A 20,850-nucleotide genomic window follows, 5' to 3' on the forward strand; every position below is an offset into this window, starting at 1 on the left:
TGGATGCGCATTATAGGGAGCGGCCGATTTTGCGCAAGGGCTTTTTTGATAAAAAAAACCGTTCGCTCACGTATTGAACAATCTGCTTTCTTTCACCGCTTTTATGCCTATATAGATGCCTTTTTCGCTTCTATTCTTATGGCCTGGCTCATCAAGACCGCTTTGACGGATGCGCCCTCTGTGGGCTTGGGGTAAGATAGCGCCCCTTTTTTATTCCCCCTCTTCAGCTTGGAGAATTGAATGCCTTTTTCCCTCGGCCAACGTTGGATTAGTGATACCGAAACCGATCTTGGACTGGGCGCCATCGTCGCTATCGATGTGCGTATGGTGACCATGCTTTTTCCTGCCTGTGGTGAAAACCGCATGTATGCCAAGGACGAAGCGCCTATTACCCGGGTGATGTTCAATCCCGGTGATAGCATCAGCAGCCACGAAGACTGGGAACTGGAAGTCGCTTCCGTCACAGAACAAAACGGCCTGTTAACCTACCATGGCACTCGTCTGGATACCGGCGAGCCGGCCAGCCTGAGGGAAACTTTTCTCAACCACTTTATCAAGCTGAATAAACCCCAGGAACGGCTGTTCGCCGGCCAGATTGATAAAATCGGCCGCTACAATCTGCGCTATCAGGCCTTGATGCACCAGTTCAACCGGCGCCGTTCGCCATTGCGCGGTCTGGCCAGCGGCAAGGTCAGCCTGATCCCGCACCAGTTGCATATCGCCAAGGAAGTGGGTAGCCGTTATGCTCCCCGCGTCTTGCTGGCGGATGAGGTCGGCCTGGGCAAGACCATCGAAGCGGGAATGATCATCCAACAGCAATGGCTGTCGGGCCGCGCCAGTCGCATTCTGATCCTGGTACCCGATGCTCTGATCCATCAGTGGCTGATCGAAATGATGCGTCGCTTTAACCTGCATTTTGCCCTGTTCGATGAAGAGCGCTGTGTCGAAGCCTTTGCCGATGCCGCCAACCCCTTCGATACCGAACAACTGGTGCTGTGCAGCCTCGACTTTATTACCAAGAAGCGCAAACGCTTCGAGCAGTTGCATGAAAGTGACTGGGACTTGCTGGTGGTAGATGAAGCGCATCACTTGATGTGGGATGCCGAGCAACCCAGCCGTGCCTATGAAGTGGTGGAAGCGCTGGCCGAAGATACCGCCGGTGTCTTGCTGCTGACCGCCACGCCGGATCAGCAAGGTCACGAGAGTCATTTTGCCCGTCTGCGGCTGCTCGATCCCGAGCGCTTCTATGATTACAACGCCTTTCTGGCCGAAGAAGAAGAATACCAACCGCTGGCCGCGGCGGCGGAAGCCCTGCTCTCCGACGCTCCGCTGGATGAAACGGCCAAGGCCCGTTTAGCTCCCTTTATGGATAGGCTGGATAACTGCAGCCTGAGCGAGCCGGCTGCCCGCCAGCAGTTGCTGGCTCAACTGCTCGACCGCCACGGGACAGGTCGTCTGCTGTTCCGCAACACCCGTCAGGCCATCAAGGGCTTTCCCGCCCGTCATCTGCAGCTGCACCCCCTGCCTCTGCCCAGCCAATACAAAACCGCCATTCGCGTGGCGGGCATGATGGGCAGCCGGCAGGATGAGGCCAGTCAGGCGTTACAGGCCCTGTATCCGGAAGAGATTTATCGCCAGTTTGAAGGCGGCGACAGTGCCTGGACCCAGTTCGATAGCCGGGTGGAATGGCTGCTGGAATACACCAAAACCAAACGTAACGACAAGATTTTGATCATCACCGCCAAGGCCGGTGTCGCCCTGGCACTTGAAGAAGTGCTACGGGTCAGGGAAGGTATTCGCGGCACCGTCTTTCACGAAGGCATGTCACTGCTGGAACGCGACAAGGCTGCCGCCTACTTTGCTCAGCAGGAAGGCGGCGCTCAGGTGATGATCTGCTCGGAAATCGGCTCGGAAGGCCGGAACTTCCAGTTTGCGCATCAGCTGGTGCTGTTTGATTTGCCCCTCAACCCGGATCTGCTAGAACAGCGTATCGGTCGCCTCGACCGTATCGGCCAGCAGCACAACATCGATATTCATGTGCCTTATCTTGAAGGCACGGCCCAACAGGCATTGACCCTCTGGTATCATCAGGGAATGGATGCCTTCAGCAAGCCCAATGCGGTCGGCCAGCCGGTCTATCAGCAAGTCGGAGAGCGCCTGCTGGCACTGCTGGCCGATCACGGCCAGGACGAAGCGGCACTGGAACAGCTGATTGCCGAGACCCGTACCCTCACCCAGGAACTCAACAGCCAGATGGAGCAAGGCCGGGATCGACTGCTGGAACTGAACTCCAGCGGCGTCATTCTCGACCGGGATCTGGTTGCTGAGCTGACCGAGATCGACGAAGACCCAACCCTGGCCATCTTCGCCATCAAGCTGTTTGACGAAGTGGGCGTGCATCAGGACGATCGCGGTGAAAACGCCATCGTGCTGCGGCCCACCGAGCAGATGCTGATCCCGAGTTTCCCCGGTCTGCCAGAAGACGGCGCCAGCATCACCTTCGACCGGGACACCGCCCTGAGCCGGGACGACTTGCACCTGTTGAGCTGGGATCACCCGATGATCCGTGGAGGTATCGATCTGGTGCTGGGTTCGGAAATCGGCACCACCTCGGTAGCCATTCTCAAGAACAAGGCGCTGCCGGTCGGCACCCAGTTCCTGGAGCTGATTTTCGTGGCCGAGTCGGCTCATCATGCCCAGCTGTATCGTTTTCTGCCGCCCGCGCCCATCCGTCTGCTGCTCGACAAGAATGGCAACGATCTGGCGGACAAGGTCAGCTTCGAGTCGTTCGATCGCCAGCTCAGTCCGGTCAACCGTCACCTGGCCAGCAAGCTGGTGAATGCCTCTCAGAGTATTATCCATCAGCTGCTGCAACAGGCCCAGCCGGTCGCAGAGCAACAGATGCACACCCTGGTCGAACAGGCTCGGGGGCGGATGCAGGAATCTATTGGTCAGGAATTGCAGCGTCTTCAGCAGCTGGCCAAGGTCAACCCCAACGTACGAGCCAGTGAAATTACCCATGTGCAGGAGTTGCAGGACGAACTCGACAGCCTACTGAGTCATACACGCTTAAAACTGGACGCGATTCGGTATATCGTAGTCAGCCACCAATAAGGAAATACCATCATGGTTTTGCTGCGTTACGATCCACCGACGGATCCCCAGTTTGAAGTCCTGTATCAAGACGACAGCCTGATCGTGCTGAACAAGCCCAGTGGCCTGCTCAGCGTACCCGGTCGAGATCCTGTTCATCACGACAGCTTGTCTTACCGGGTGGCACGAGTTTATCCCACTGTTCAGGTGGTCCACCGGCTGGATATGGCGACCTCGGGGGTGATTGTGATGGCATTGCACCCCAAAGCACACCGAGAGCTGAGTCGGCAGTTTCGTGAGCGTGAAACCGCCAAGTGCTATTACGCCTGGGTGTACGGTAATCCCAAACAAAGCGCGGGCAGCATTGACTTACCCCTGTGCTGCGACTGGCCCAATCGGCCACGGCACATGGTTGATCATGAGAACGGTAAAGCGGCCCTCACCCACTGGCGCTGCCTGCGCCGGCTGGAAGACCGCAGCTTGATCAAGCTGACGCCGATCACCGGCCGATCTCATCAGTTGCGGGTGCATATGCTGAGCATAGGGCATCCCATTCTGGGAGATAACCTCTATGCCGAAGGGGAAGCGCTGGAGATGGCACCGCATTTACAACTGCATGCCGCCGAGCTGGAGTTTCGTCATCCCAGAAGCAAGGAATGGCTGAGCTTCACTGCATCCGCCCCCTTCGCCATGGAATAATGATGTCTCGGTCAAGATGGTGGCCAGGCTGTGCCCTGGTGGCTAGCCTGCTGGCGACACCGGCCAGCCTGGCCCGTATCGACTGGCCAAGCTTCGAACAATATAGTCCGGCCTCCCAACTGCTGCGCTTCAACGCCAGCAACAGTCGCGCCGTCGGTACCTTGTTGATCTGGCCCGAATTGGGCCAGACTCATCATTGGCTGACAATGGCAGAATATTGGCAGCAACGGGGCTGGGACTGCATTGTATTGCTACCAGAGCCTTCGCAGCAGTCCTTCAACCCCGCCAGCGAGCAACCAAGCGAGCAACAACGACAATGGCAGGAAAAATCAGCCACTCGACTGAGTGACGTGCTGGCCGAACAGGAGTCCTCCTTTCCCTTGCTGATGGTCGTGCAGGGCAGTGCTGCACTCTGGTATCAACAGCTGGTCGACAGCGCAACACTGCCACCACCGAAAGCCCTGATCCTGATCGATGCCCTGCCAGCCTCACTTGCCCAGCAACAAATGCTGGCCATGAGCCTGGCCCGCAGCCCCTATCCGGTACTGGATATCTACAGTCGCCCGGACAGCCCACTGGCCTGGCACAACCAGCGTCGGCGCCGGCTACAGCTTGGCAGAAGGGAAAAAAACGATTATTTGGTGCAACGCTTTGACGGACAAGGCATGCTGGAAAAACAAATGGCCGGTTGGCTGATCCGTCTTGGCTGGTTACCCTTGCCACCCAGTGCACCGGACTACTTAAAAGAACAACTAAAAAACAACGAAAAGAACTACTAAAGGAACTACGCCATGAAACTGGTATTTCTGGATCGAAAGACCCTGGCACCGGAGATAAAACTACGTACACCAGCCTTTGAGCACCGCTGGCAAAGCCATGAAAAAACCGCCCCCCACCAGGTGCTGGAGCGCCTGCAGGATGCGGATATCGCCATCATCAACAAGGTACGGCTCAACGCCGATATCCTGACGCAACTGCCCCGACTCAAACTGGTGGTCATTGCCGCCACCGGCAGCGATAACGTCGATCTGGAGGCCTGTCGTCAGGCCGACATTGCCGTCTGTAATATTCAGGACTATTCGAAAAACTCGGTGCCGGAACATACACTGTCCATGATCCTGGCGCTTAATCGCAGCCTCACCGCCTATCACTCCTCCGTTGTTGCCGGACGCTGGCAGCAAAGCGGCCAGTTCTGTTATTTCGACTATCCGGTGCGGGATCTGGCCGGCCAGACCCTGGGCCTAATCGGCTACGGCACCATAGCCCGGGATCTGGAAAAACTGGCTGTGGCGCTGGGCATGAAAGTAATTGTCGCGGCCCGAAAAGGTCAGGCCGTCGGCGAAGGCCGTGTCGGATTTGAACAACTGCTGTCCGAGGCCGATGTGGTCAGTCTGCATTGTCCACTGACTCCTGAGACTCGGTATCTGATTGGGGAGCGAGAGCTGGCACTGATGAAGGAAGATGCCTTGCTCATCAACGTGGGCCGCGGTGGCCTGGTGGACGAAGCCGCCTTGCTGTCGGCTCTGGAGCAAAACCGCATCGGTGGCGCCGGTATTGACGTGGTGAGCCAGGAGCCGCCGGCGCCGGATAACCCCTTGATGCAGGCATTGAAGTATCCCAATTTCATACTGACGCCGCATGTCGCCTGGGCCAGCCGAAACGCCATGCAACGACTGGCGGATCAGCTGATCGACAACATAGAGGCCTTCGTTGCCGGCCAGCCACAACACCGCCTGGTCTAGATACGCTAGCGGATAAAGAGGCAACAGCGTTGCCTCTTCTTAACGCCCGTGCTAGCCGTTGGTATCACCAACAGGCAACGCCGGAGCGTCAAGGAGGACAAAGGGAGCTCCGCCGACCATCCGCCCCTAAGGGTTCACGGCGAGTCGGCGAAGCTGGCCCTTTCTTGTATGTGCCAACATTGAGCTTATACCCGAGAGACAGAACAATCAGCGGATCTTGCGCACCGCCTTGATGGTTTCCCAGGCTTGCTGAATGTCCTGGGCCTTTTCCTTGGCCATGTCCATCATCTCCTTGGGCAGGCCCTGGGCCGCCAGCTTGTCCGGATGATGCTTGGACATCTGTCGACGATAAGCGCGTTTCACCGTGCTGTCGTCGGCACCTTCTTCCACTTCGAGGATCAGGTAGGCATCGCGCAAGCGCTCCGCCGGCGGTTGCCTGTGGCCACCGGCGCCATGACCATGTCCTTGTCGAAAACCATGCAACTGGGCCTCGGCAAAGGCCAGTAACTGTTCCAGCTCGGCTTCGGAAAAACCCAGTTCGACGGCGATGGTCAGTAATAACCGGCGTTCGGCCGGGTGCAAATCGCCATCGGCGAAGGCCAGCTGTAACTGCACTTCCATAAAGAAACGCAGCAGATTGCGACTGTCTTTAACCCGCGTCCTAAAGCGACGCAAGGTCTCGGTTAACGGAAAATCGGCATTTTTCCCCTCGCGAAAGGCGCTCTGGGCCTGAACCCGTTGTTCGCCCTGCAACCGCATCTGGGTCATCAGCTGTTCTGCCAGGCGAATTTCTTCACTCGATACCTGCCCACTGGACTTTGCCACATGGCCCATGGTGGCAAAGGTGGTATAGAGGAACTCGGCCTGAGCATCCTTGTTGAACAGCCAGGCGTTGGCCAGCTTTTTGTCGACCAGATGCCCAAGCCATAATCCCAGCAAGGCGCCCGGAAGATTACCGATAAGCAGCCCAAGCAGAAAACCGATCAACTTGCCTTTGATATGTGCCAACATTTATTGTGCCTCCGAGGCATTCGTCTGAATACCTTGCCGACAGGCAACATCAGAGCACATCGGGAGCGGGGACCAATGGGGAACAACTAACCTCATGAACGGGATCCTGGATGAAAAATGACGCTAAAGCGGGGCCATAGTGCTGGCCGCAAGAATGCTTTATCATAGCCCGTTACCATAAAGTAATGACACCAAAAGCTCAACCAGCCTCCGAGGGCGGTGTCGCCACACCAGGAATGCGAGCATCAACCCATGAGAATACGGATTATCGGCTTTCCCCTGCTGCTCATTTCGGGCCTCACCCAGGCTCAGACTGCGGCTGTGACCACCGCGGAAGAGTTCGCGCCCCCTCTTAACTTCAGCCGTTGTTTCAGCCATGTTCCGCTGCGGGTGGACGCCACTCAGGGGGATCCCAACACGCCCATTACCGTCACCGCCGAGGTGCTGGATGCCACTCGCGACGGCAAGATCCTCTATCGTGGCGATGTACAGGTAGAGCAGGATCAACGCCGGTTCAGTGCCGATTACGTCGAGCTCGAGCAACTCAGTCGCGACGTCTTGGCCGAAGGCAATATTCATTTCACCGACGGCACCATCAGCGTAGACAGCGATCAACGGCTGACGGGTAACCTCACCACCAAGGACACTGAGCTGGACGAGGCCCGTTACCAGTTTCATGGCGAGCCGGGGCGCGGCCTGGCGAAACGAGTACAGCTGAGTGATAACACCAATCAGGTCGAATTAAAGGGCGCCAGCTACACTACCTGCCCACCAGGCGAAGAAATCTGGCAGCTCAGAGCGAGCTCGGTGCAGGTCGAACAGGATCAAGTGTTCGGCGAAGCCTGGAATGCGGTGCTCTGGCTGGGTGATGTACCTGTGTTCTACTTTCCCTACATCAAATTTCCGGTCAAAGACGAGCGGCAAAGCGGGCTGCTCTATCCGACTATCGAACTCGGTGGCTCAAACGGAAATGACTTTAGCCTGCCCTATTACTGGAATATCGCGCCCAACTACGATGCCACCCTGACGCCTCGTTACATGAGTAAACGTGGCACCATGGGCCAGCTCGAGTTCCGCTATCTGCCGGTTGAAGGGCAAAGCGGCACCCTCTATGGCGAATATCTGTCGAGCGACGATCAACTGGCGGAAACCGAATGGCGGGATGAAGCGCGCTGGTTGTTCAACTGGCGCCACAACGCCCGCTTCGACACCGAAGGTCACTGGCGCGGTAATATCGACTACACCAAGGTCGCCGGCTGGGATCTAGGCTATTTTGACGATTTTTCACCACCGGTCGGCTTGCTGGTCGATAACCAGCTGATGCAGTCCTTCGGTGGCGGTTACTACGACCGCCACTGGCAGCTGACCACCGAAGTGCGGGATTATCAAATACTCAGACCCGATCTGGACACCCAGCCTTTCCAGCTGGCACCCAGCCTGATGCTGACCAGTTACCGGGGGTTTGGTGATTTCGATCTGGCGCTGGACTCCGAGCTGACCCGGTTCAACAACGACAACCAGAATGTCTATCAGGCGACTCGTTTTCATGCGGAGCCCAAACTGGTGTATTCCGTCGTCAATCAGCCGGGGGCAAAACTCACCGCCGATGTCGGCGCCTATTACACCCACTACGAGCAGGATATACCCGATACCCTCTCTTCTTATTATGGCAATCAGACCGAAAACGGCCTGGGCTTCACCACCGACAGCCTTGACTCCAGCGTCGACCGCTTGTTGCCGCGCCTGCGCCTCAACGGCACCCTGGTGTTCGATCGGGAAGCCCAATGGTTTGAACAAGACTTTACCCAGACCCTGGAACCGCAACTGCAGTATCTGTATGTTCCCTTCAAGGATCAGGACAATATCGGCCTGTACGACACCACCGACATGCGCCAGGACTACTACAGCCTGTTCAGCGATCGTCGTTTTGCCGGTCTGGACCGGATCAGTGACGCCAATCAGCTGACCGCCGGCTTCACCAGCCGCATTTACGATGCAGACAGTATCGAGCGCTTGCGCCTGGCCCTGGCCCAGACCTATAACTTCACCTCGCCACGTGTACGGCTGTTTCCCGGTGCTGAACCCAGCGATTTCAAGCGATCCTTCCTGACCTTCGAAGGTGACCTGAACATCGACGGCAGCTGGTTTTTGCATACCGAAGCCCAGCAGGATACCCGCAATCAACGACTCGCCGCCGGTAATATTACCCTGGAATACAACAACGAGGGCAAGCTGGTCCAGCTTGGGTTTCGTCACCTGAACCAGACCTATTTTCCGGATGCGAGCCTGAAGGACGATCTCAACCAGTTGGGTGGCACTTTCTCCTGGCCGCTGGATCCGCAGTGGCGGCTGATTGGCGGTCATTACCGGGATATTGAACTAAATACTAATATCGGTAGCCTGATAGGACTGCGTTATGACTCCTGCTGCTGGGCCGTCAGCCTGGTATGGGAACAATCGCAAAAAGAAGACTCGCTGCTCAACCCGACCGAAACACAGCAGGAAACACTGATAGGACTGCGCTTCGAACTGAAAGGCTTCAGCTCATTCGGCACCGGCACCGGCGACTTTTCACCGGGTACCAGCTTGTTACCCTATTATCGCCCTTTTAATCTCAATAACTGATTCTCATTGCGCACAGGACTTGTCATGAATAATAGATGTAAACAACTGCTGATTGCCGCCAGTCTGGGCCTTATATCGGCCACCAGCCAGGCGGCGGAGTTGCTGGATAAAGTCGTTGCCGTCGTCAACCAGGATGTGGTGCTGGAAAGCCAGCTTGCAGGCCTGGTCAATCAGGTAAAACAAAGTGCCGCCGCCGCCGGACAACCGCTGCCGGATGAACAGCCACTGCGCCGTCAGGCACTGGATCGACTGGTACTCGAAAGCCTGCAACGACAACTGGCCGAACGTCTGGGATTACGCATTACCGATACCCAACTGGAGCAGGCCATCACCAACATCGCTCGCGGTGAAGGCAAGACGCCCGATCAACTGCGTGCCGGCATCAAGGCCGATGGCCTGACCTACGCCCAGTTTCGCGAGCAGGTGCGTAACGAAATTCTGCTGAGCGAACTGGCGCGTAATCAGGTACGCCGCCGCATCAACATTTCCGATCAGGAAGTCAAACAGGTAGTACAGATGATCAAGGAGCAGGGCCAGAACCAGACCCGCTACCGGGTCGGCAATATACTACTGCCACTGCCAGGCAATCCCGATACCGAACAACTGCGTCAGGCAAGCCGCCAGGCGGAAAAACTGCTCAAGCAACTGGAGCAGGGGGCCGACTTCCGCAAGCTTGCCATAGCCCACAGCGCCGGCCCCAAGGCACTGGAAGGAGGTGACTGGGGCATGCTGGGCATCAATGAGATGCCATCCCTGTTCAGCGAGGCCGTGAAGAATAACCGCAAGGGTGATATCATAGGGCCAATTCGCTCCGGTGCCGGCCTGCATATTCTCACTGTTTTTGATACCCAGGGCAGCACGGCCAAAACCGTACAGGCGGTAGAAGTCAGAGCCCGCCATATTCTGCTCAAGCCCTCCATCATCATGAGTGAAGAGAAAGCCCAGTCCCGGCTGGCCGGCTTCGCCCGCTCTATCCGCGCCGGTGAGGCCGACATGGCCCAGTTGGCGGAGCAATTCTCCGAAGACCCGGGGTCGGCCATCAACGGTGGAGATCTGGGCTGGGCGGCTCCGGAAATGTATGTCAGCAGCTTTCGTGACACCGTCAACCAACTCAAAGTGGGTCAGCTCAGCGAGCCGTTTCGCTCTGAGCACGGCTGGCACCTGGTGCAGCTGGAGGACAAGCGTGTGATGGATGCGACCGAGCAGGCCACCGAACAAAGAGCCTATCAGCTGATTTTCAACCGTCGCTTTACCGAAGAAGTGCAGACCTGGCTGGACGAGCTGAGGGATGAAGCCTACATCCGTATTGTCGACACCCATTTATCGAACGGTGAACTGTGATTTGTCAACGTATCGCAATAACGCCCGGTGAACCCGCCGGTATCGGCCCCGAGCTGATGCTGGCACTCGCCGAGCAAGACTGGCCGGCAGAGCTGGTGGTGATCGCCGATCCGGCGCTGATCCAGAGCCGGGCGGATGCCCTGGGTAAACAACTGACCCTGCAACCCTACCGGCCCGAACTGCCACCTAGGCCCCAACGGGCGGGCACCCTGACCATAGCACCGGTCAAGCTGGCCAGACCGGCCATGCCCGGCGTGCTCGACGAAGCCAACGGTCTCTATGTACTGGAAACCCTGAAGCGAGCCTCGGACGGTAACATGAACGGCGAGTTTGCCGCCGTGGTCACCGGCCCCGTGCACAAGGGCATCATCAACAAGGCCGGGGTCTCATTCAGCGGCCATACCGAATTTTTTGCCCAGCAGGCCAATGTACCGGACGTGGTGATGTTGCTGGCGACGCCTGGATTACGCGTCGCTCAGGTGACCACCCATATTCCGCTGGCCTATGTAGCCAAGGCCATTACCGAAGACCGGCTCAGCAAAATCATTCGTATTCTGCACGCCGAGCTGAAGACAAAGTTTGCACTGCCCAGCCCGCGTATCTATGTCTGTGGGCTGAATCCTCACGCCGGAGAAGATGGCCACCTGGGACGGGAAGAGCTGGATATCATCATTCCCGCCCTCGATACCCTCAGAGCCGAGGGCATGGATCTGGTAGGCCCCCTGTCGTCCGATACGGTATTCCAGCAAAAATACATGCAGGACGCGGATGCCTTCCTGGCCATGTACCACGATCAGGGACTACCGGTACTCAAATATATCGGCTTCGGCCAGGCGGTCAACATCACCCTGGGGCTGCCCTTTATCCGCACTTCAGTGGATCATGGCACCGCCCTGGAACTGGCCGGAACCAATAAAATCGATGCGGGCAGCATGCTGTGCGCGCTTAATCAAGCCATTGAAATGATAGAAAAACGCGATGAATAGTAAGGTTCACCAGGGGCACAAGGCCCGTAAACGTTTTGGTCAGAATTTCCTGCACGATGACTACATCATTGACCAGATAGTCAATGCTATTCATCCCAGCGATGATTTTACCATGGTCGAAATCGGCCCCGGTCTCGGCGCCCTCACCGGCCCGGTGTGTGAGCGCATCAAGCGCCTCAACGTAGTGGAGCTGGACCGGGATCTGGCCGCCCGCCTGGCCGAGCACCCTTTCCTCAAGGACAAGCTCGACATCCATCAGGCCGACGCCATGAAGTTTGACTTCACTCAGCTTCAGGAGCCGGGCAAGAAACTGAAAATCTTCGGTAACCTGCCCTATAACATCTCCACCCAGCTGATGTTTCACCTGTTCGAGTTTGCCGCCCATGTCGAAGACATGCATTTCATGCTGCAGAAGGAAGTGGTCAATCGGCTGGCTGCCGGCCCCGGCAGCAAGGCCTATGGCCGACTGAGTGTCATGGCCCAGTATTATTGCCAGGTGGTACCGGTACTGGAAGTAGGGCCCGAGGCCTTCCGTCCGGCTCCCAAGGTGGAGTCGGCGGTGGTCAAGCTGCTGCCTTACGAGATTCCGCCCCATCCGGCACAGGATATCGGCTGTTTGTCCCGCGTGGCGGCCGACGCCTTCGGCCAGCGCCGCAAGACCATTCGCAACAGCCTGAGTCATCTGTTCAACATAGAGCAACTCACCGCACTGGGGCTGGATCCTTCGGCCCGTCCCGAACAGCTGACTCTGGTGCAGTACGTGACCCTGGCCAACGCCCTGGCCCAACGCAAGGAATAACCATGACCCCCGGCGCGATTCATATTACCACACAACCCCGCTATCTGGCCGACCGCTCAGTGCCCGATGAGCAGCATTATGTGTTTGCCTACACCATTACCATTCGTAACCGTGGTGATGAAAGAGTCAGACTGATCAGCCGTCGCTGGGTGATCACCGATGCCAACGGCAAGATAATCGAAGTGGAAGGCAACGGCGTGGTGGGTGAACAACCGAATATAGCGCCGGGGGAAGAATATACCTACACCAGTGGCGTCAGCCTGGAAACTCCGGTTGGCGTCATGGAAGGCAGCTATACCATGACCCGGGAAGACGGTCGCGAGTTCCAGGCACCGATCGACGCCTTTCGTCTCGCCCTGCCCAACCTGATCAACTGATGGCTACCTATCTGATTGGCGATCTGCAGGGCTGCCTGACGGAGCTGAATCAACTGCTGGCCGAGGTAGCCTTCAATCCTTCCCGAGACCAGCTCTGGCTCACCGGCGACCTGGTGGCTCGCGGCCCGGACTCACTGGGCTGCCTGCGCCGGGTCATCTCCCTCGGTAATGCCGCCATCACAGTGCTGGGTAATCACGATTTGCACCTGCTGGCGGTGGCTCACGGCATCCGCAGGCCCAAGGCTGCCGACCGGGTCGACGAGATATTACAGGCGACCGACAGGGCCGATCTGTTGTACTGGCTGCGCCATCGGCCGCTGCTGGCCGAACATGAGCAACATGGCTTTGCCATGAGCCATGCGGGTCTGCCTCCCCGGTGGAACATAGCGCAGGCCCGCACCGCGGCGCGACAGGCCGAGGCCGAATTAGGCTCAACCCACTATCAAGAACGGCTGCAACAGATGTATGGCAACCAGCCGGATGACTGGCAGCCGGGGCTGTCCGATACAGAACAGTTGCGCTACACCATTAATGCCTTTACCCGCATGCGACTGTGCCACCCGGATGGTCGTCTCGACTTCGAGCACAAGGCTGCATTGGCCGATGCACCGTCGGCACTGATACCCTGGTTCAAGTTACGCCAGGCTCACCGGGATCCGCCGCTGATCTTCGGTCACTGGGCGGCATTGGAAGGCAAATGCGACACAGCCGGTATTCATGCACTGGATACCGGCTGTGTCTGGGGAGGAAGTCTGACGATATTGCACTGGGAGAGCGGAGAGCGTATCGCCACTCCCTGCCCGGCTTATGCCTGAGAACCCCTGAGGGAAAAATCTGGGGCTGGGACATGAGGACACCAACCGAACCAATCAGGTTTGTGTGTCGTTTTTACCTCACTCCTTACGACTCTTTACCCCTCACTTTTTCATACAACTGAAAACGACAGTCATGGACATTGCGCTCATCTGCCGGCCGTAGCTGCTCCGATACCAACTGCCAGTCTGATTCAACCAGAAAGAAATAAGTATCCCCTTCCAGGCTGGCTTCTATTCGGGTCAGGTACAACCTATGTGCCAACGGCATAAAGGCCCCATACAACTGGCCTCCACCGATGATCATCACTTCGGTTTCATCCTTCAGCAGCGCCAGGGCATCGGCCGGAGAGGAAACCAGTTCGGTCCCCGCCGGCGCCTCGGTCAGGCGAGTGCTGACGATGATATTACGCCGCCCGGGCAGCGGCTTGCCGATGGAGTCGAAGGTGTTACGCCCCATCACCACCGGCTTGCCCAGTGTCGTTTGCTTGAAATAAGCCAGATCCGCCGGCAGATGCCAGGGCATACGGTTATCTTTACCGATGACCCGCTCCCGGGTCATCGCCACGATCAGCGACACTATCATGGATTATTCCCGAGTATAGACCACATGGCCGTCGTCGTCTTCATCATCCCAGTCATCATCGTCATCGTCAGCCGATTCGGTGTTTTCGGTCAGCGTGGCCTGATGATATTCATCCCATTTGAAGTTGACCGGCTCACGAGCATCTTCCAGCTCTTTCTGGGTACGAGGGTTCTCATCCAGGAAGCTCATCAGCGCCTGAGTCAGCTCCTTGGTGCCTTCTTTACCGATGGCGCTGATGCGGAACACGGGGCCCTTCCAGTCCAACAGCTCAATCACACGCTGTATGGTGGCTTCGGCTTCATCTTCCAGCACCAGATCCAGCTTATTGAATACCAGCCAGCGCGGCTTGGCGGCCAGGGCATCGCTGTACTGGATCAGCTCATTGACGATGATGTCCGCATTATCTGCCGGATCGGACTCATCAACCGGCAGCACGTCGATCATGTGCAGCAGCACCCGACAACGCTCCAGATGCTTGAGGAAACGGATCCCCAGGCCGGCACCATCGGCCGCGCCTTCGATCAAACCGGGAATATCGGCAACCACAAAGCTCTTGTGACCATCGCAACGCACCACGCCCAGATTAGGTACCAGAGTGGTAAAGGGATAATCGGCTACCTTGGGCTTGGCGGCAGAGACGGCGCGGATAAAGGTCGACTTGCCGGCATTGGGCAGGCCCAGCAGGCCCACATCGGCCAGCAACAGCAACTCCAGCAACAGATTGCGTATTTCACCCGGCGTACCATTGGTCTTCTGCCTTGGCGCCCGGTTCACCGAGCTTTTGAAACGCGCATTGCCCAGGCCGTGAAAGCCTCCCTTCGCCACCAGCAGTTTCTGGCCATGACGGGTCATATCGCCAAGGATTTCCCCGGTCATTTCATCCTTGGCGCGGGTACCCACCGGTACCTTCAGCACCAGATCCTGACCGCGCTTGCCGGTACAGTTACTGCTACGACCATTTTCCCCTCGTTCGGCGCGGTGAAAACGCTCGAAATGATAGTCGATCAGAGTATTGAGGTTCTCGTCGGCCAGCATATAAAGATCGCCACCATCACCGCCATCGCCACCATCCGGTCCGCCATTGGGTATATATTTTTCGCGACGGAAGCTAACACAGCCGTTACCGCCATCACCGGCTTCAACCCGGATTTCCGCTTCATCAACAAATTTCATTGTATTACTCTCCCATTCGCTTTCTGAGCCCAGTTTATCCGGTTCGAAGCCGAATGTGCTTTCCTGTAAAACAAAAAGCCCCGCCGGTTGGCGGGGCTTTTTTAAGTCCTGCTTGCAGCTTACTCAGCTACAATGCTAACGAACTTGCGGTTCTTGGGACCTTTAATCTCAAACTTCACCTTGCCGTCGGCTTTGGCGAACAGAGTATGATCTTTGCCCAGGCCTACGTTGTCGCCGGCGTGGAACTTGGTACCGCGCTGACGTACGATGATGTTGCCCGCCAGGACATTTTCACCGCCAAAACGCTTAACACCAAGACGTTTGCTTTCTGAATCGCGACCGTTACGAGTTGAGCCGCCTGCTTTTTTATGTGCCATGGAACTTAACTCCCCTCTTAGGCGCTGATACCAGTGATCTTCACTTCAGTGAACCACTGACGATGACCCTGCTGTTTGCGAGAGTGCTTACGACGACGGAACTTGACGATCTTGACTTTCTTGCCACGACCGTGAGCTACGACTTCTGCAACAACCTTGCTACCGTCGATGTAAGGAACACCAACTTTAACATCTTCACCTTGAGCAACCATCAGCACTTTGTCGAATTCGACAGAAGCGCCAGTTTCAACATCCAGCTTTTCCAGACGTATCACCTGCCCTTCGGCTACTCGGTGCTGTTTTCCGCCGCTTTGGATTACCGCGTACATGATTATAACTCCGATTCTGGCACTTTTACCCTCTTCGGGCCGTGCACTAAAACTGTTCTACAATGGTCGCGTATTGTACGCAGATTGATATGCCGAGACAAGTACGCAACCATAAAAAAATCAGTCTCGTCCGCATAAAATCCAAAGCGCGACCGGGCGGCTTTATCCCTTTGGCAAATAGTGTAAAATCCTAGCACCAATGGCTTTAGACAGCATTATTCGGCTGATAACTTTATGATAAATATAAATAATATAAAACAATTGACCGAGCTGGATATGCGATCGGTCAACGATTTGATTATGTCCCGACTGCAATCGGACGTGGCCCTGATCAATCAACTGGGCTTCTATATCGTCGGTGCCGGCGGCAAGCGCATGCGCCCCCAACTGACCGTGCTTGCGGCCCGAGCCCTTGGCTATGAAGGCGAGGCCCATATCAGCCTCGCGGCCATCATCGAATTTATTCATACCGCCACCCTGCTGCACGATGATGTAGTAGACGAGTCGGATCTGCGTCGGGGCCGGGATACAGCCAACGCCCTGTTTGGCAATGCCGCCAGCGTGCTGGTCGGTGACTTTCTCTACACCCGCGCCTTTCAGATGATGACCGAGCTGGATAACATGAGAATCATGAATATCCTGAGCGAGGCCACCAATATCATCGCCGAAGGCGAGGTGCTGCAGTTGATGAACTGCAACGATCCGGATACCACCGAAGACAGCTATATGCAGGTGATCTACTGCAAAACCGCCAAGCTGTTCGAGGCGGCCACCCGTCTGGCCGCCGTACTCACTCATCAGCCGCCCGAGATCGAGCAGGCCATGCTCGACTACGGCAAATACCTGGGCACCGCCTTCCAGCTGGTAGACGACATCATGGACTACAGCTCGGATAGCCACGACATGGGCAAGAACGTGGGTGACGATCTGGCCGAGGGCAAACCGACGCTACCGCTGCTGCACGCCATGGCCGTGGGTAATGACACTCAACGGGAACGCATTCGCGACGCCATCGTCAACCGGACCGGCATGGATCATCTCGACGAAATCATGGCTATCCTGGCCGATACCCGGGCACTGGAATACAGCCAGCAGCGGGCGCAGGATGAAGCCCGGAAAGCCATCGACAGCCTGGACATACTGCCCGACTCCGAGCACAAGTCGGCGCTAATCGCCCTGGCCCATATGGCGGTAGAACGCAGCAGTTAAGCTGTGAAGTGTTAGGAGTGAGGGGTAAGGAGTGAAGCGCCAGGGCTGAGAGGCCTTTCTCCTTACGCCTCACCCTTTTCCCCTCACTTTATCGAGCCCAATAAAAAAACGCCAGCCCCTTGAGGCTGGCGTTTTTAATAAGCGACTGAGTTTTGAAATCAAGCGTCGAAAGGATGACGCAGGATCATGGTCTCATCACGGTCGGGACCGGTAGAAATGATATCTATCGGTACACCGGTCAGCGCTTCGATACGCTTGATATAATCACGGGCAGCCTGAGGCAGGCCTTCAACCGTGACCACACCAAAGGTATTGTCACTCCAGCCGGGCATGGACTCATATACCGGCGTCACGGTTTCATAGTCTTCGGCGGCCATGGGCGGCACATCCTTGACAGAACCATCCGGCATTTTATAGCCGACGCAGATCTTCACTTCTTTCAGACCATCCAGTACATCCAGTTTGGTCAGACAGAAGCCGGAAATAGAGTTCACCTGAATAGCGCGCTTAATCGCCACTATGTCCAACCAGCCGGTGCGGCGTAAACGACCGGTAGTAGCACCAAATTCATGGCCCACAGTACCCAGGTGTTTACCGTCTGCATCCAGCTTCTCTTGGCCGTCGTAAAGCTCGGTAGGGAAAGGGCCAGAGCCCACGCGAGTGGTATAGGCCTTGATGATACCGAGCACATAGTCCAGATAGCAGGGGCCAAAGCCGGAGCCAGTCGCCACGCCACCGGCGGTGGTGTTGGAGGAAGTCACATAAGGATAGGTACCGTGATCGATGTCCAGCAGGGTGCCCTGGGCACCTTCGAACATGATCTTGTCACCCCTGATGCGTGCCTTGTCCAGTACGTCGGTCACATCCACTACCATGCTAGTCAGCAGCTCGGCATAACCCTTGGCCTGCTCCAGTACGTCATCAAAAGAGACGGCTTCAACACCGTAAAAACCGGTGAGCTGGAAGTTGTAGTATTCGACCACTTCTTTCAGCTTAATGGCAAAGGTGTCCATGTTGGACAAGTCACCGACGCGCAAACCGCGACGGGCGACCTTGTCTTCATAGGCCGGACCGATACCGCGACCCGTGGTACCGATGGCTTTGGCGCCACGGGCTTCTTCCCGGGCCACATCCATCGCAACATGATACTGAAGGATCAACGGGCACGCTTCGCTTAGCACCAGGCGCTTGCGCACCGGCACACCGCTGGCTTCCAGACCGGCCATTTCTTTCAGTAAGGCTTCCGGCGACAACACCACACCATTGGCAATGATGCAGGTACAGTTATCACGCAGAATGCCTGATGGAATAAGATGGAGAACGGTTTTCTTACCATCGATGACCAGGGTATGACCGGCATTGTGTCCGCCTTGATAGCGCACAACATAACGGGCCTTGTCAGTAAGGAGGTCTACGACCTTACCCTTGCCTTCGTCACCCCACTGGGTGCCAAGTACAACAACGTTTTGTCCCATTTTTCCTTTCACTAACTGTTAAGTTATTAAAAATGGAGTCTATCAAATTTTAACCAAGGTCGGAACATGATAAACCCGGCTTTAGCTGAATATGTCAGGCAGAAAAAAGCCCGGTTGCCCGGGCTTTTGATTTTACTGAGGTTGCCCCGAAGGATCCTTGAGATAACGGAAGAAATCGCCATCTGGCTTGAGGATCATCATATCGCCTCCCTGCTCGAAGCTCTTGCGATAGGCTTCCAGGCTGCGGATAAAGCTGAAAAACTCCGGATCCGCCGAGTAGGCATTCGCGTAGATACTCGCCGCAGAGGCATCCCCCTGACCCCGAAGGGTGCGAGAGTTACGCTGGGCTTCGGCGATCATCACCGTCACCCGACGGTCGGCTTCGGCCTTGATAATCTCGGCCTGCTCACGACCCTGGGATCTGTGTTCACGGGCCACGGCTGTTCGCTCGGCTCTCATGCGCTGGTAGATGGAGTTGGATACTTCGGTCGGCAGGTTGATCTGCTTGATCCGCACGTCCACCACCTTGATCCCCAGTTCAGAGGACGACTCCAGCAAACCACGCAAGGCGCTTTCCATCACGTCGCCCCGTTCACCGGACACGATGTCGCGAATGGTGCGGCTACCGATTTCGGAACGCAGGCTGTTGTTGATCCGACGACGCAGCAGGCTTTCGGCCTGCAGGCGATTACCGCCACCGGTCGCCAGATAGTAGTTGGCGAAGTTGTCGATGCGCCACTTGACGTAGGAGTCGATGATCAAGTCTTTCTTCTCCGAGGTCACAAAGCGATCCACCTGATCGTCCAGAGTCTGAATACGCGCATCCAGCTTGCGTACCTGATCGATCATCGGCACCTTGAAGTGCAGACCCGGCTCATACACGGTAGGCAGATCAGAGCCCTGCTCCCGCTTTACCTTGCCGAACTGCAGCACTATGCCCCGCTCGCCTTCTACCACCACAAATATCGAGGAGTAGAGCACGATAGCAACCAGGGCAAGAACAACGATTAATACTCTTTTCATCGCTTAGTTTCTCCCTGTCGGACGAATGGAACTTCTATCGGAACCGGGTCTGAGTTGTCCACTGTCCTGACTGGCAGGCACATTACCGTTCAGATAATCGGAAGTGATGATATTGGGATCGACCCGGGTGGCACGGTTGGCATTCTGCTCGGCCAGCTTGTCCAGCGGCAGATAAAGCAGGCTGTTATTGCCTTCCGGTGTATCCACAATCACCTTGTTGACCTTGCTGTAGATCTCTTCCATGGTTTCCAGGTAGATACGGTCGCGGGTCAGCTTGGGTTGTTCCTGATACTGGGGTAGCAACTCACGGAAGCGAGCCACCTCACCTTCGGCGCGCAGGGAAATCTGCTCTTTATACGCTTCGGCTTCCTGCAGCAGACGCTGAACCTGACCCCGGGCCTTGGGCTCGATTTCACGGGCATAGGCTTCGGCTTCCCGGATAAAGCGCTGTTCGTCTTCCTGTGCGGCAATCGCATCATCGAAGGCATCTTTCACTTCTTCCGGCGGACGCGCCGGCAGGAAGTTGAGATCCAGCACCGCCAGACCCAGCTGATAAGGTTCGATAATCTGCTCAAGCAGCTCACGGGTCTCCTGACGCACGCGTTCACGACCCACGGTCAGTACATCATCCATGGTGCTGTGACCCACGACAAAACGCAGGGCACTGTCGAGCGCCTGGTGCAGGCTGTCATCCGCATTGGTTACGTTGAACAGATAGTCACGTGGTTCAAGTACCCGGTACTGCACATCCATTTCGACGCGAACCAGGTTTTCATCCCGGGTCAGCATAAAACCGGATGCCGGCTGAGAACGCACGGTTTCCACATCTACCGGAAAGACCCGGTCGACAAAGGTCGCCTTCCAGCTCAGGCCCGGCTCTACGGTCTGATAGTAGTTACCGAAACGCAGTACCACGCCGCGCTGGGCTTCACCTATGGTATAGAAACCGCTGACCACCCAGACTACCAGGGCTATCACCAGACCCACCACAATGCCGAAGGAGCCAATGCCACCACCGCCGGAGCCGGTGCCACTACGACCCAGCAAGCCACCTAATTTACTACTCAGGTTACGAATAACCTGATCCAGATCTGGCGGACCACCCTGTTGCTTGCCGTTATTCCCCCAGGGATCACGGTCTTTGCCACCATTTCCAGGCTCATTCCAAGCCATTTGTCTCTCCGTCTTTCTGG

General features: G+C 56.6%; 20 protein-coding genes. 12 read left to right on the forward strand and 8 right to left on the reverse strand.

What is annotated here, in order from left to right:
* The 5 genes from ACLEIV_RS09180 to ACLEIV_RS09200 all read left to right on the forward strand — a co-directional run.
* On the forward strand, positions 1-195 hold a 195-nt coding region (locus tag ACLEIV_RS09180), incomplete at its 5' end, for a hypothetical protein (RefSeq protein WP_410456355.1).
* 45 nt (positions 196-240) lie between these two features.
* A complete protein-coding gene (gene rapA / locus ACLEIV_RS09185) occupies positions 241-3,114 on the forward strand; it encodes an RNA polymerase-associated protein RapA (RefSeq protein ID WP_410456356.1) in 2,874 nt (957 codons plus the stop codon).
* Positions 3,115-3,132: 18 nt separating this feature from the next.
* Positions 3,133-3,792 (forward strand): RluA family pseudouridine synthase, encoded by a 660-nt coding sequence (locus ACLEIV_RS09190; protein WP_410456504.1) that lies wholly within the window; start codon positions 3,133-3,135, stop codon positions 3,790-3,792.
* A 2-nt stretch (positions 3,793-3,794) separates the two neighbouring features.
* Positions 3,795-4,571, forward strand: coding sequence for a DUF3530 family protein (locus tag ACLEIV_RS09195; RefSeq protein WP_410456357.1), 777 nt, complete (start codon positions 3,795-3,797; stop codon positions 4,569-4,571).
* 12 nt (positions 4,572-4,583) lie between these two features.
* Positions 4,584-5,534, forward strand: a complete 951-nt coding sequence (locus ACLEIV_RS09200) for a D-2-hydroxyacid dehydrogenase (protein ID WP_410456358.1) — start codon at positions 4,584-4,586, stop codon at positions 5,532-5,534.
* 207 nt (positions 5,535-5,741) lie between these two features.
* Here the strand turns inward: ACLEIV_RS09200 and djlA are convergent, their stop codons facing one another.
* Positions 5,742-6,545, reverse strand: a complete 804-nt coding sequence (djlA, locus tag ACLEIV_RS09205) for a co-chaperone DjlA (protein WP_410456359.1) — start codon at positions 6,543-6,545, stop codon at positions 5,742-5,744.
* Between the two features lie 252 nt (positions 6,546-6,797).
* Between djlA and lptD the strand changes: the two genes are divergently transcribed.
* From lptD to ACLEIV_RS09235, 6 genes are read left to right on the forward strand one after another with little or no spacing between them, the layout of a single operon-like run.
* Positions 6,798-9,170 (forward strand): LPS assembly protein LptD, encoded by a 2,373-nt coding sequence (gene lptD, locus ACLEIV_RS09210; RefSeq protein WP_410456360.1) that lies wholly within the window; start codon positions 6,798-6,800, stop codon positions 9,168-9,170.
* Positions 9,171-9,194: 24 nt separating this feature from the next.
* Positions 9,195-10,511 (forward strand): peptidylprolyl isomerase SurA, encoded by a 1,317-nt coding sequence (gene surA, locus ACLEIV_RS09215; protein ID WP_410456361.1) that lies wholly within the window; start codon positions 9,195-9,197, stop codon positions 10,509-10,511.
* A complete protein-coding gene (pdxA, locus tag ACLEIV_RS09220; protein ID WP_410456362.1) occupies positions 10,508-11,497 on the forward strand; it encodes a 4-hydroxythreonine-4-phosphate dehydrogenase PdxA in 990 nt (329 codons plus the stop codon). The genes surA and pdxA overlap by 4 nt, the downstream gene beginning before the upstream one ends.
* Positions 11,490-12,296 (forward strand): 16S rRNA (adenine(1518)-N(6)/adenine(1519)-N(6))-dimethyltransferase RsmA, encoded by an 807-nt coding sequence (rsmA, locus tag ACLEIV_RS09225; protein WP_410456363.1) that lies wholly within the window; start codon positions 11,490-11,492, stop codon positions 12,294-12,296. The genes pdxA and rsmA overlap by 8 nt, the downstream gene beginning before the upstream one ends.
* Before the next feature lie 2 nt (positions 12,297-12,298).
* Positions 12,299-12,673 carry a Co2+/Mg2+ efflux protein ApaG gene (apaG, locus tag ACLEIV_RS09230; RefSeq protein WP_410456364.1) on the forward strand — a complete coding sequence of 125 codons (375 nt, stop codon included), beginning with the start codon at positions 12,299-12,301 and terminating at the stop codon, positions 12,671-12,673.
* On the forward strand, positions 12,673-13,488 hold the full coding sequence (locus ACLEIV_RS09235) for a symmetrical bis(5'-nucleosyl)-tetraphosphatase (RefSeq protein WP_410456365.1): 816 nt from the start codon (positions 12,673-12,675) through the stop codon (positions 13,486-13,488). The genes apaG and ACLEIV_RS09235 overlap by 1 nt, the downstream gene beginning before the upstream one ends.
* 85 nt (positions 13,489-13,573) lie before the next feature.
* Here ACLEIV_RS09235 and folA read toward each other — a convergent pair whose 3' ends face one another.
* The 4 genes from folA to rplU form a co-directional block, all read right to left on the reverse strand.
* Positions 13,574-14,071 (reverse strand): type 3 dihydrofolate reductase, encoded by a 498-nt coding sequence (gene folA, locus ACLEIV_RS09240; protein ID WP_410456366.1) that lies wholly within the window; start codon positions 14,069-14,071, stop codon positions 13,574-13,576.
* Positions 14,072-14,074: 3 nt separating this feature from the next.
* Entirely contained in the window at positions 14,075-15,244 is a 1,170-nt protein-coding gene (gene cgtA / locus ACLEIV_RS09245) for an Obg family GTPase CgtA (RefSeq protein WP_410456367.1), read from the reverse strand.
* A 119-nt stretch (positions 15,245-15,363) separates the two neighbouring features.
* Positions 15,364-15,621 carry a 50S ribosomal protein L27 gene (gene rpmA, locus ACLEIV_RS09250; protein ID WP_104487426.1) on the reverse strand — a complete coding sequence of 86 codons (258 nt, stop codon included), beginning with the start codon at positions 15,619-15,621 and terminating at the stop codon, positions 15,364-15,366.
* 17 nt (positions 15,622-15,638) lie between these two features.
* On the reverse strand, positions 15,639-15,950 hold the full coding sequence (gene rplU / locus ACLEIV_RS09255; protein ID WP_188630616.1) for a 50S ribosomal protein L21: 312 nt from the start codon (positions 15,948-15,950) through the stop codon (positions 15,639-15,641).
* Between the two features lie 234 nt (positions 15,951-16,184).
* On the opposite strand from rplU, the gene ispB reads away from it, so the two are divergent.
* Complete coding sequence (gene ispB, locus ACLEIV_RS09260) at positions 16,185-17,159, forward strand: octaprenyl diphosphate synthase (protein WP_410456368.1); 975 nt, start codon at positions 16,185-16,187, stop codon at positions 17,157-17,159.
* A gap of 158 nt (positions 17,160-17,317) precedes the next feature.
* Here the strand turns inward: ispB and ACLEIV_RS09265 are convergent, their stop codons facing one another.
* The 3 genes from ACLEIV_RS09265 to hflK all read right to left on the reverse strand — a co-directional run bounded on the left by ACLEIV_RS09265 (position 17,318) and on the right by hflK (position 20,830).
* Positions 17,318-18,634, reverse strand: a complete 1,317-nt coding sequence (locus ACLEIV_RS09265) for an adenylosuccinate synthase (RefSeq protein WP_410456369.1) — start codon at positions 18,632-18,634, stop codon at positions 17,318-17,320.
* A gap of 132 nt (positions 18,635-18,766) precedes the next feature.
* A complete protein-coding gene (hflC, locus tag ACLEIV_RS09270) occupies positions 18,767-19,657 on the reverse strand; it encodes a protease modulator HflC (RefSeq protein ID WP_410456370.1) in 891 nt (296 codons plus the stop codon).
* A 3-nt stretch (positions 19,658-19,660) separates the two neighbouring features.
* Complete coding sequence (hflK, locus tag ACLEIV_RS09275; RefSeq protein ID WP_410456371.1) at positions 19,661-20,830, reverse strand: FtsH protease activity modulator HflK; 1,170 nt, start codon at positions 20,828-20,830, stop codon at positions 19,661-19,663.
* Positions 20,831-20,850: the final 20 nt, after the last annotated feature.

It is taken from the genome of Oceanisphaera submarina, from assembly GCF_046521305.1.
In the GTDB taxonomy this organism is placed as follows: domain Bacteria; phylum Pseudomonadota; class Gammaproteobacteria; order Enterobacterales; family Aeromonadaceae; genus Oceanimonas; species Oceanimonas submarina.

What these genes read in the sequence shown, in the direction of transcription:
- rapA (WP_410456356.1), top strand. Translation starts at nt 241, where the DNA reads ATGCCTTTTTCCCTCGGCCAACGTTGGATTAGTGATACCGAAACCGAT.
- ACLEIV_RS09195 (WP_410456357.1), top strand. Translation starts at nt 3,795, where the DNA reads ATGTCTCGGTCAAGATGGTGGCCAGGCTGTGCCCTGGTGGCTAGCCTG.
- ACLEIV_RS09200 (WP_410456358.1), top strand. Translation starts at nt 4,584, where the DNA reads ATGAAACTGGTATTTCTGGATCGAAAGACCCTGGCACCGGAGATAAAA.
- djlA (WP_410456359.1), bottom strand. Translation starts at nt 6,545, where the DNA reads ATGTTGGCACATATCAAAGGCAAGTTGATCGGTTTTCTGCTTGGGCTG.
- lptD (WP_410456360.1), top strand. Translation starts at nt 6,798, where the DNA reads ATGAGAATACGGATTATCGGCTTTCCCCTGCTGCTCATTTCGGGCCTC.
- surA (WP_410456361.1), top strand. Translation starts at nt 9,195, where the DNA reads ATGAATAATAGATGTAAACAACTGCTGATTGCCGCCAGTCTGGGCCTT.
- rsmA (WP_410456363.1), top strand. Translation starts at nt 11,490, where the DNA reads ATGAATAGTAAGGTTCACCAGGGGCACAAGGCCCGTAAACGTTTTGGT.
- apaG (WP_410456364.1), top strand. Translation starts at nt 12,299, where the DNA reads ATGACCCCCGGCGCGATTCATATTACCACACAACCCCGCTATCTGGCC.
- ACLEIV_RS09235 (WP_410456365.1), top strand. Translation starts at nt 12,673, where the DNA reads ATGGCTACCTATCTGATTGGCGATCTGCAGGGCTGCCTGACGGAGCTG.
- folA (WP_410456366.1), bottom strand. Translation starts at nt 14,071, where the DNA reads ATGATAGTGTCGCTGATCGTGGCGATGACCCGGGAGCGGGTCATCGGT.
- cgtA (WP_410456367.1), bottom strand. Translation starts at nt 15,244, where the DNA reads ATGAAATTTGTTGATGAAGCGGAAATCCGGGTTGAAGCCGGTGATGGC.
- rpmA (WP_104487426.1), bottom strand. Translation starts at nt 15,621, where the DNA reads ATGGCACATAAAAAAGCAGGCGGCTCAACTCGTAACGGTCGCGATTCA.
- rplU (WP_188630616.1), bottom strand. Translation starts at nt 15,950, where the DNA reads ATGTACGCGGTAATCCAAAGCGGCGGAAAACAGCACCGAGTAGCCGAA.
- ispB (WP_410456368.1), top strand. Translation starts at nt 16,185, where the DNA reads ATGATAAATATAAATAATATAAAACAATTGACCGAGCTGGATATGCGA.
- ACLEIV_RS09265 (WP_410456369.1), bottom strand. Translation starts at nt 18,634, where the DNA reads ATGGGACAAAACGTTGTTGTACTTGGCACCCAGTGGGGTGACGAAGGC.
- hflC (WP_410456370.1), bottom strand. Translation starts at nt 19,657, where the DNA reads ATGAAAAGAGTATTAATCGTTGTTCTTGCCCTGGTTGCTATCGTGCTC.
- hflK (WP_410456371.1), bottom strand. Translation starts at nt 20,830, where the DNA reads ATGGCTTGGAATGAGCCTGGAAATGGTGGCAAAGACCGTGATCCCTGG.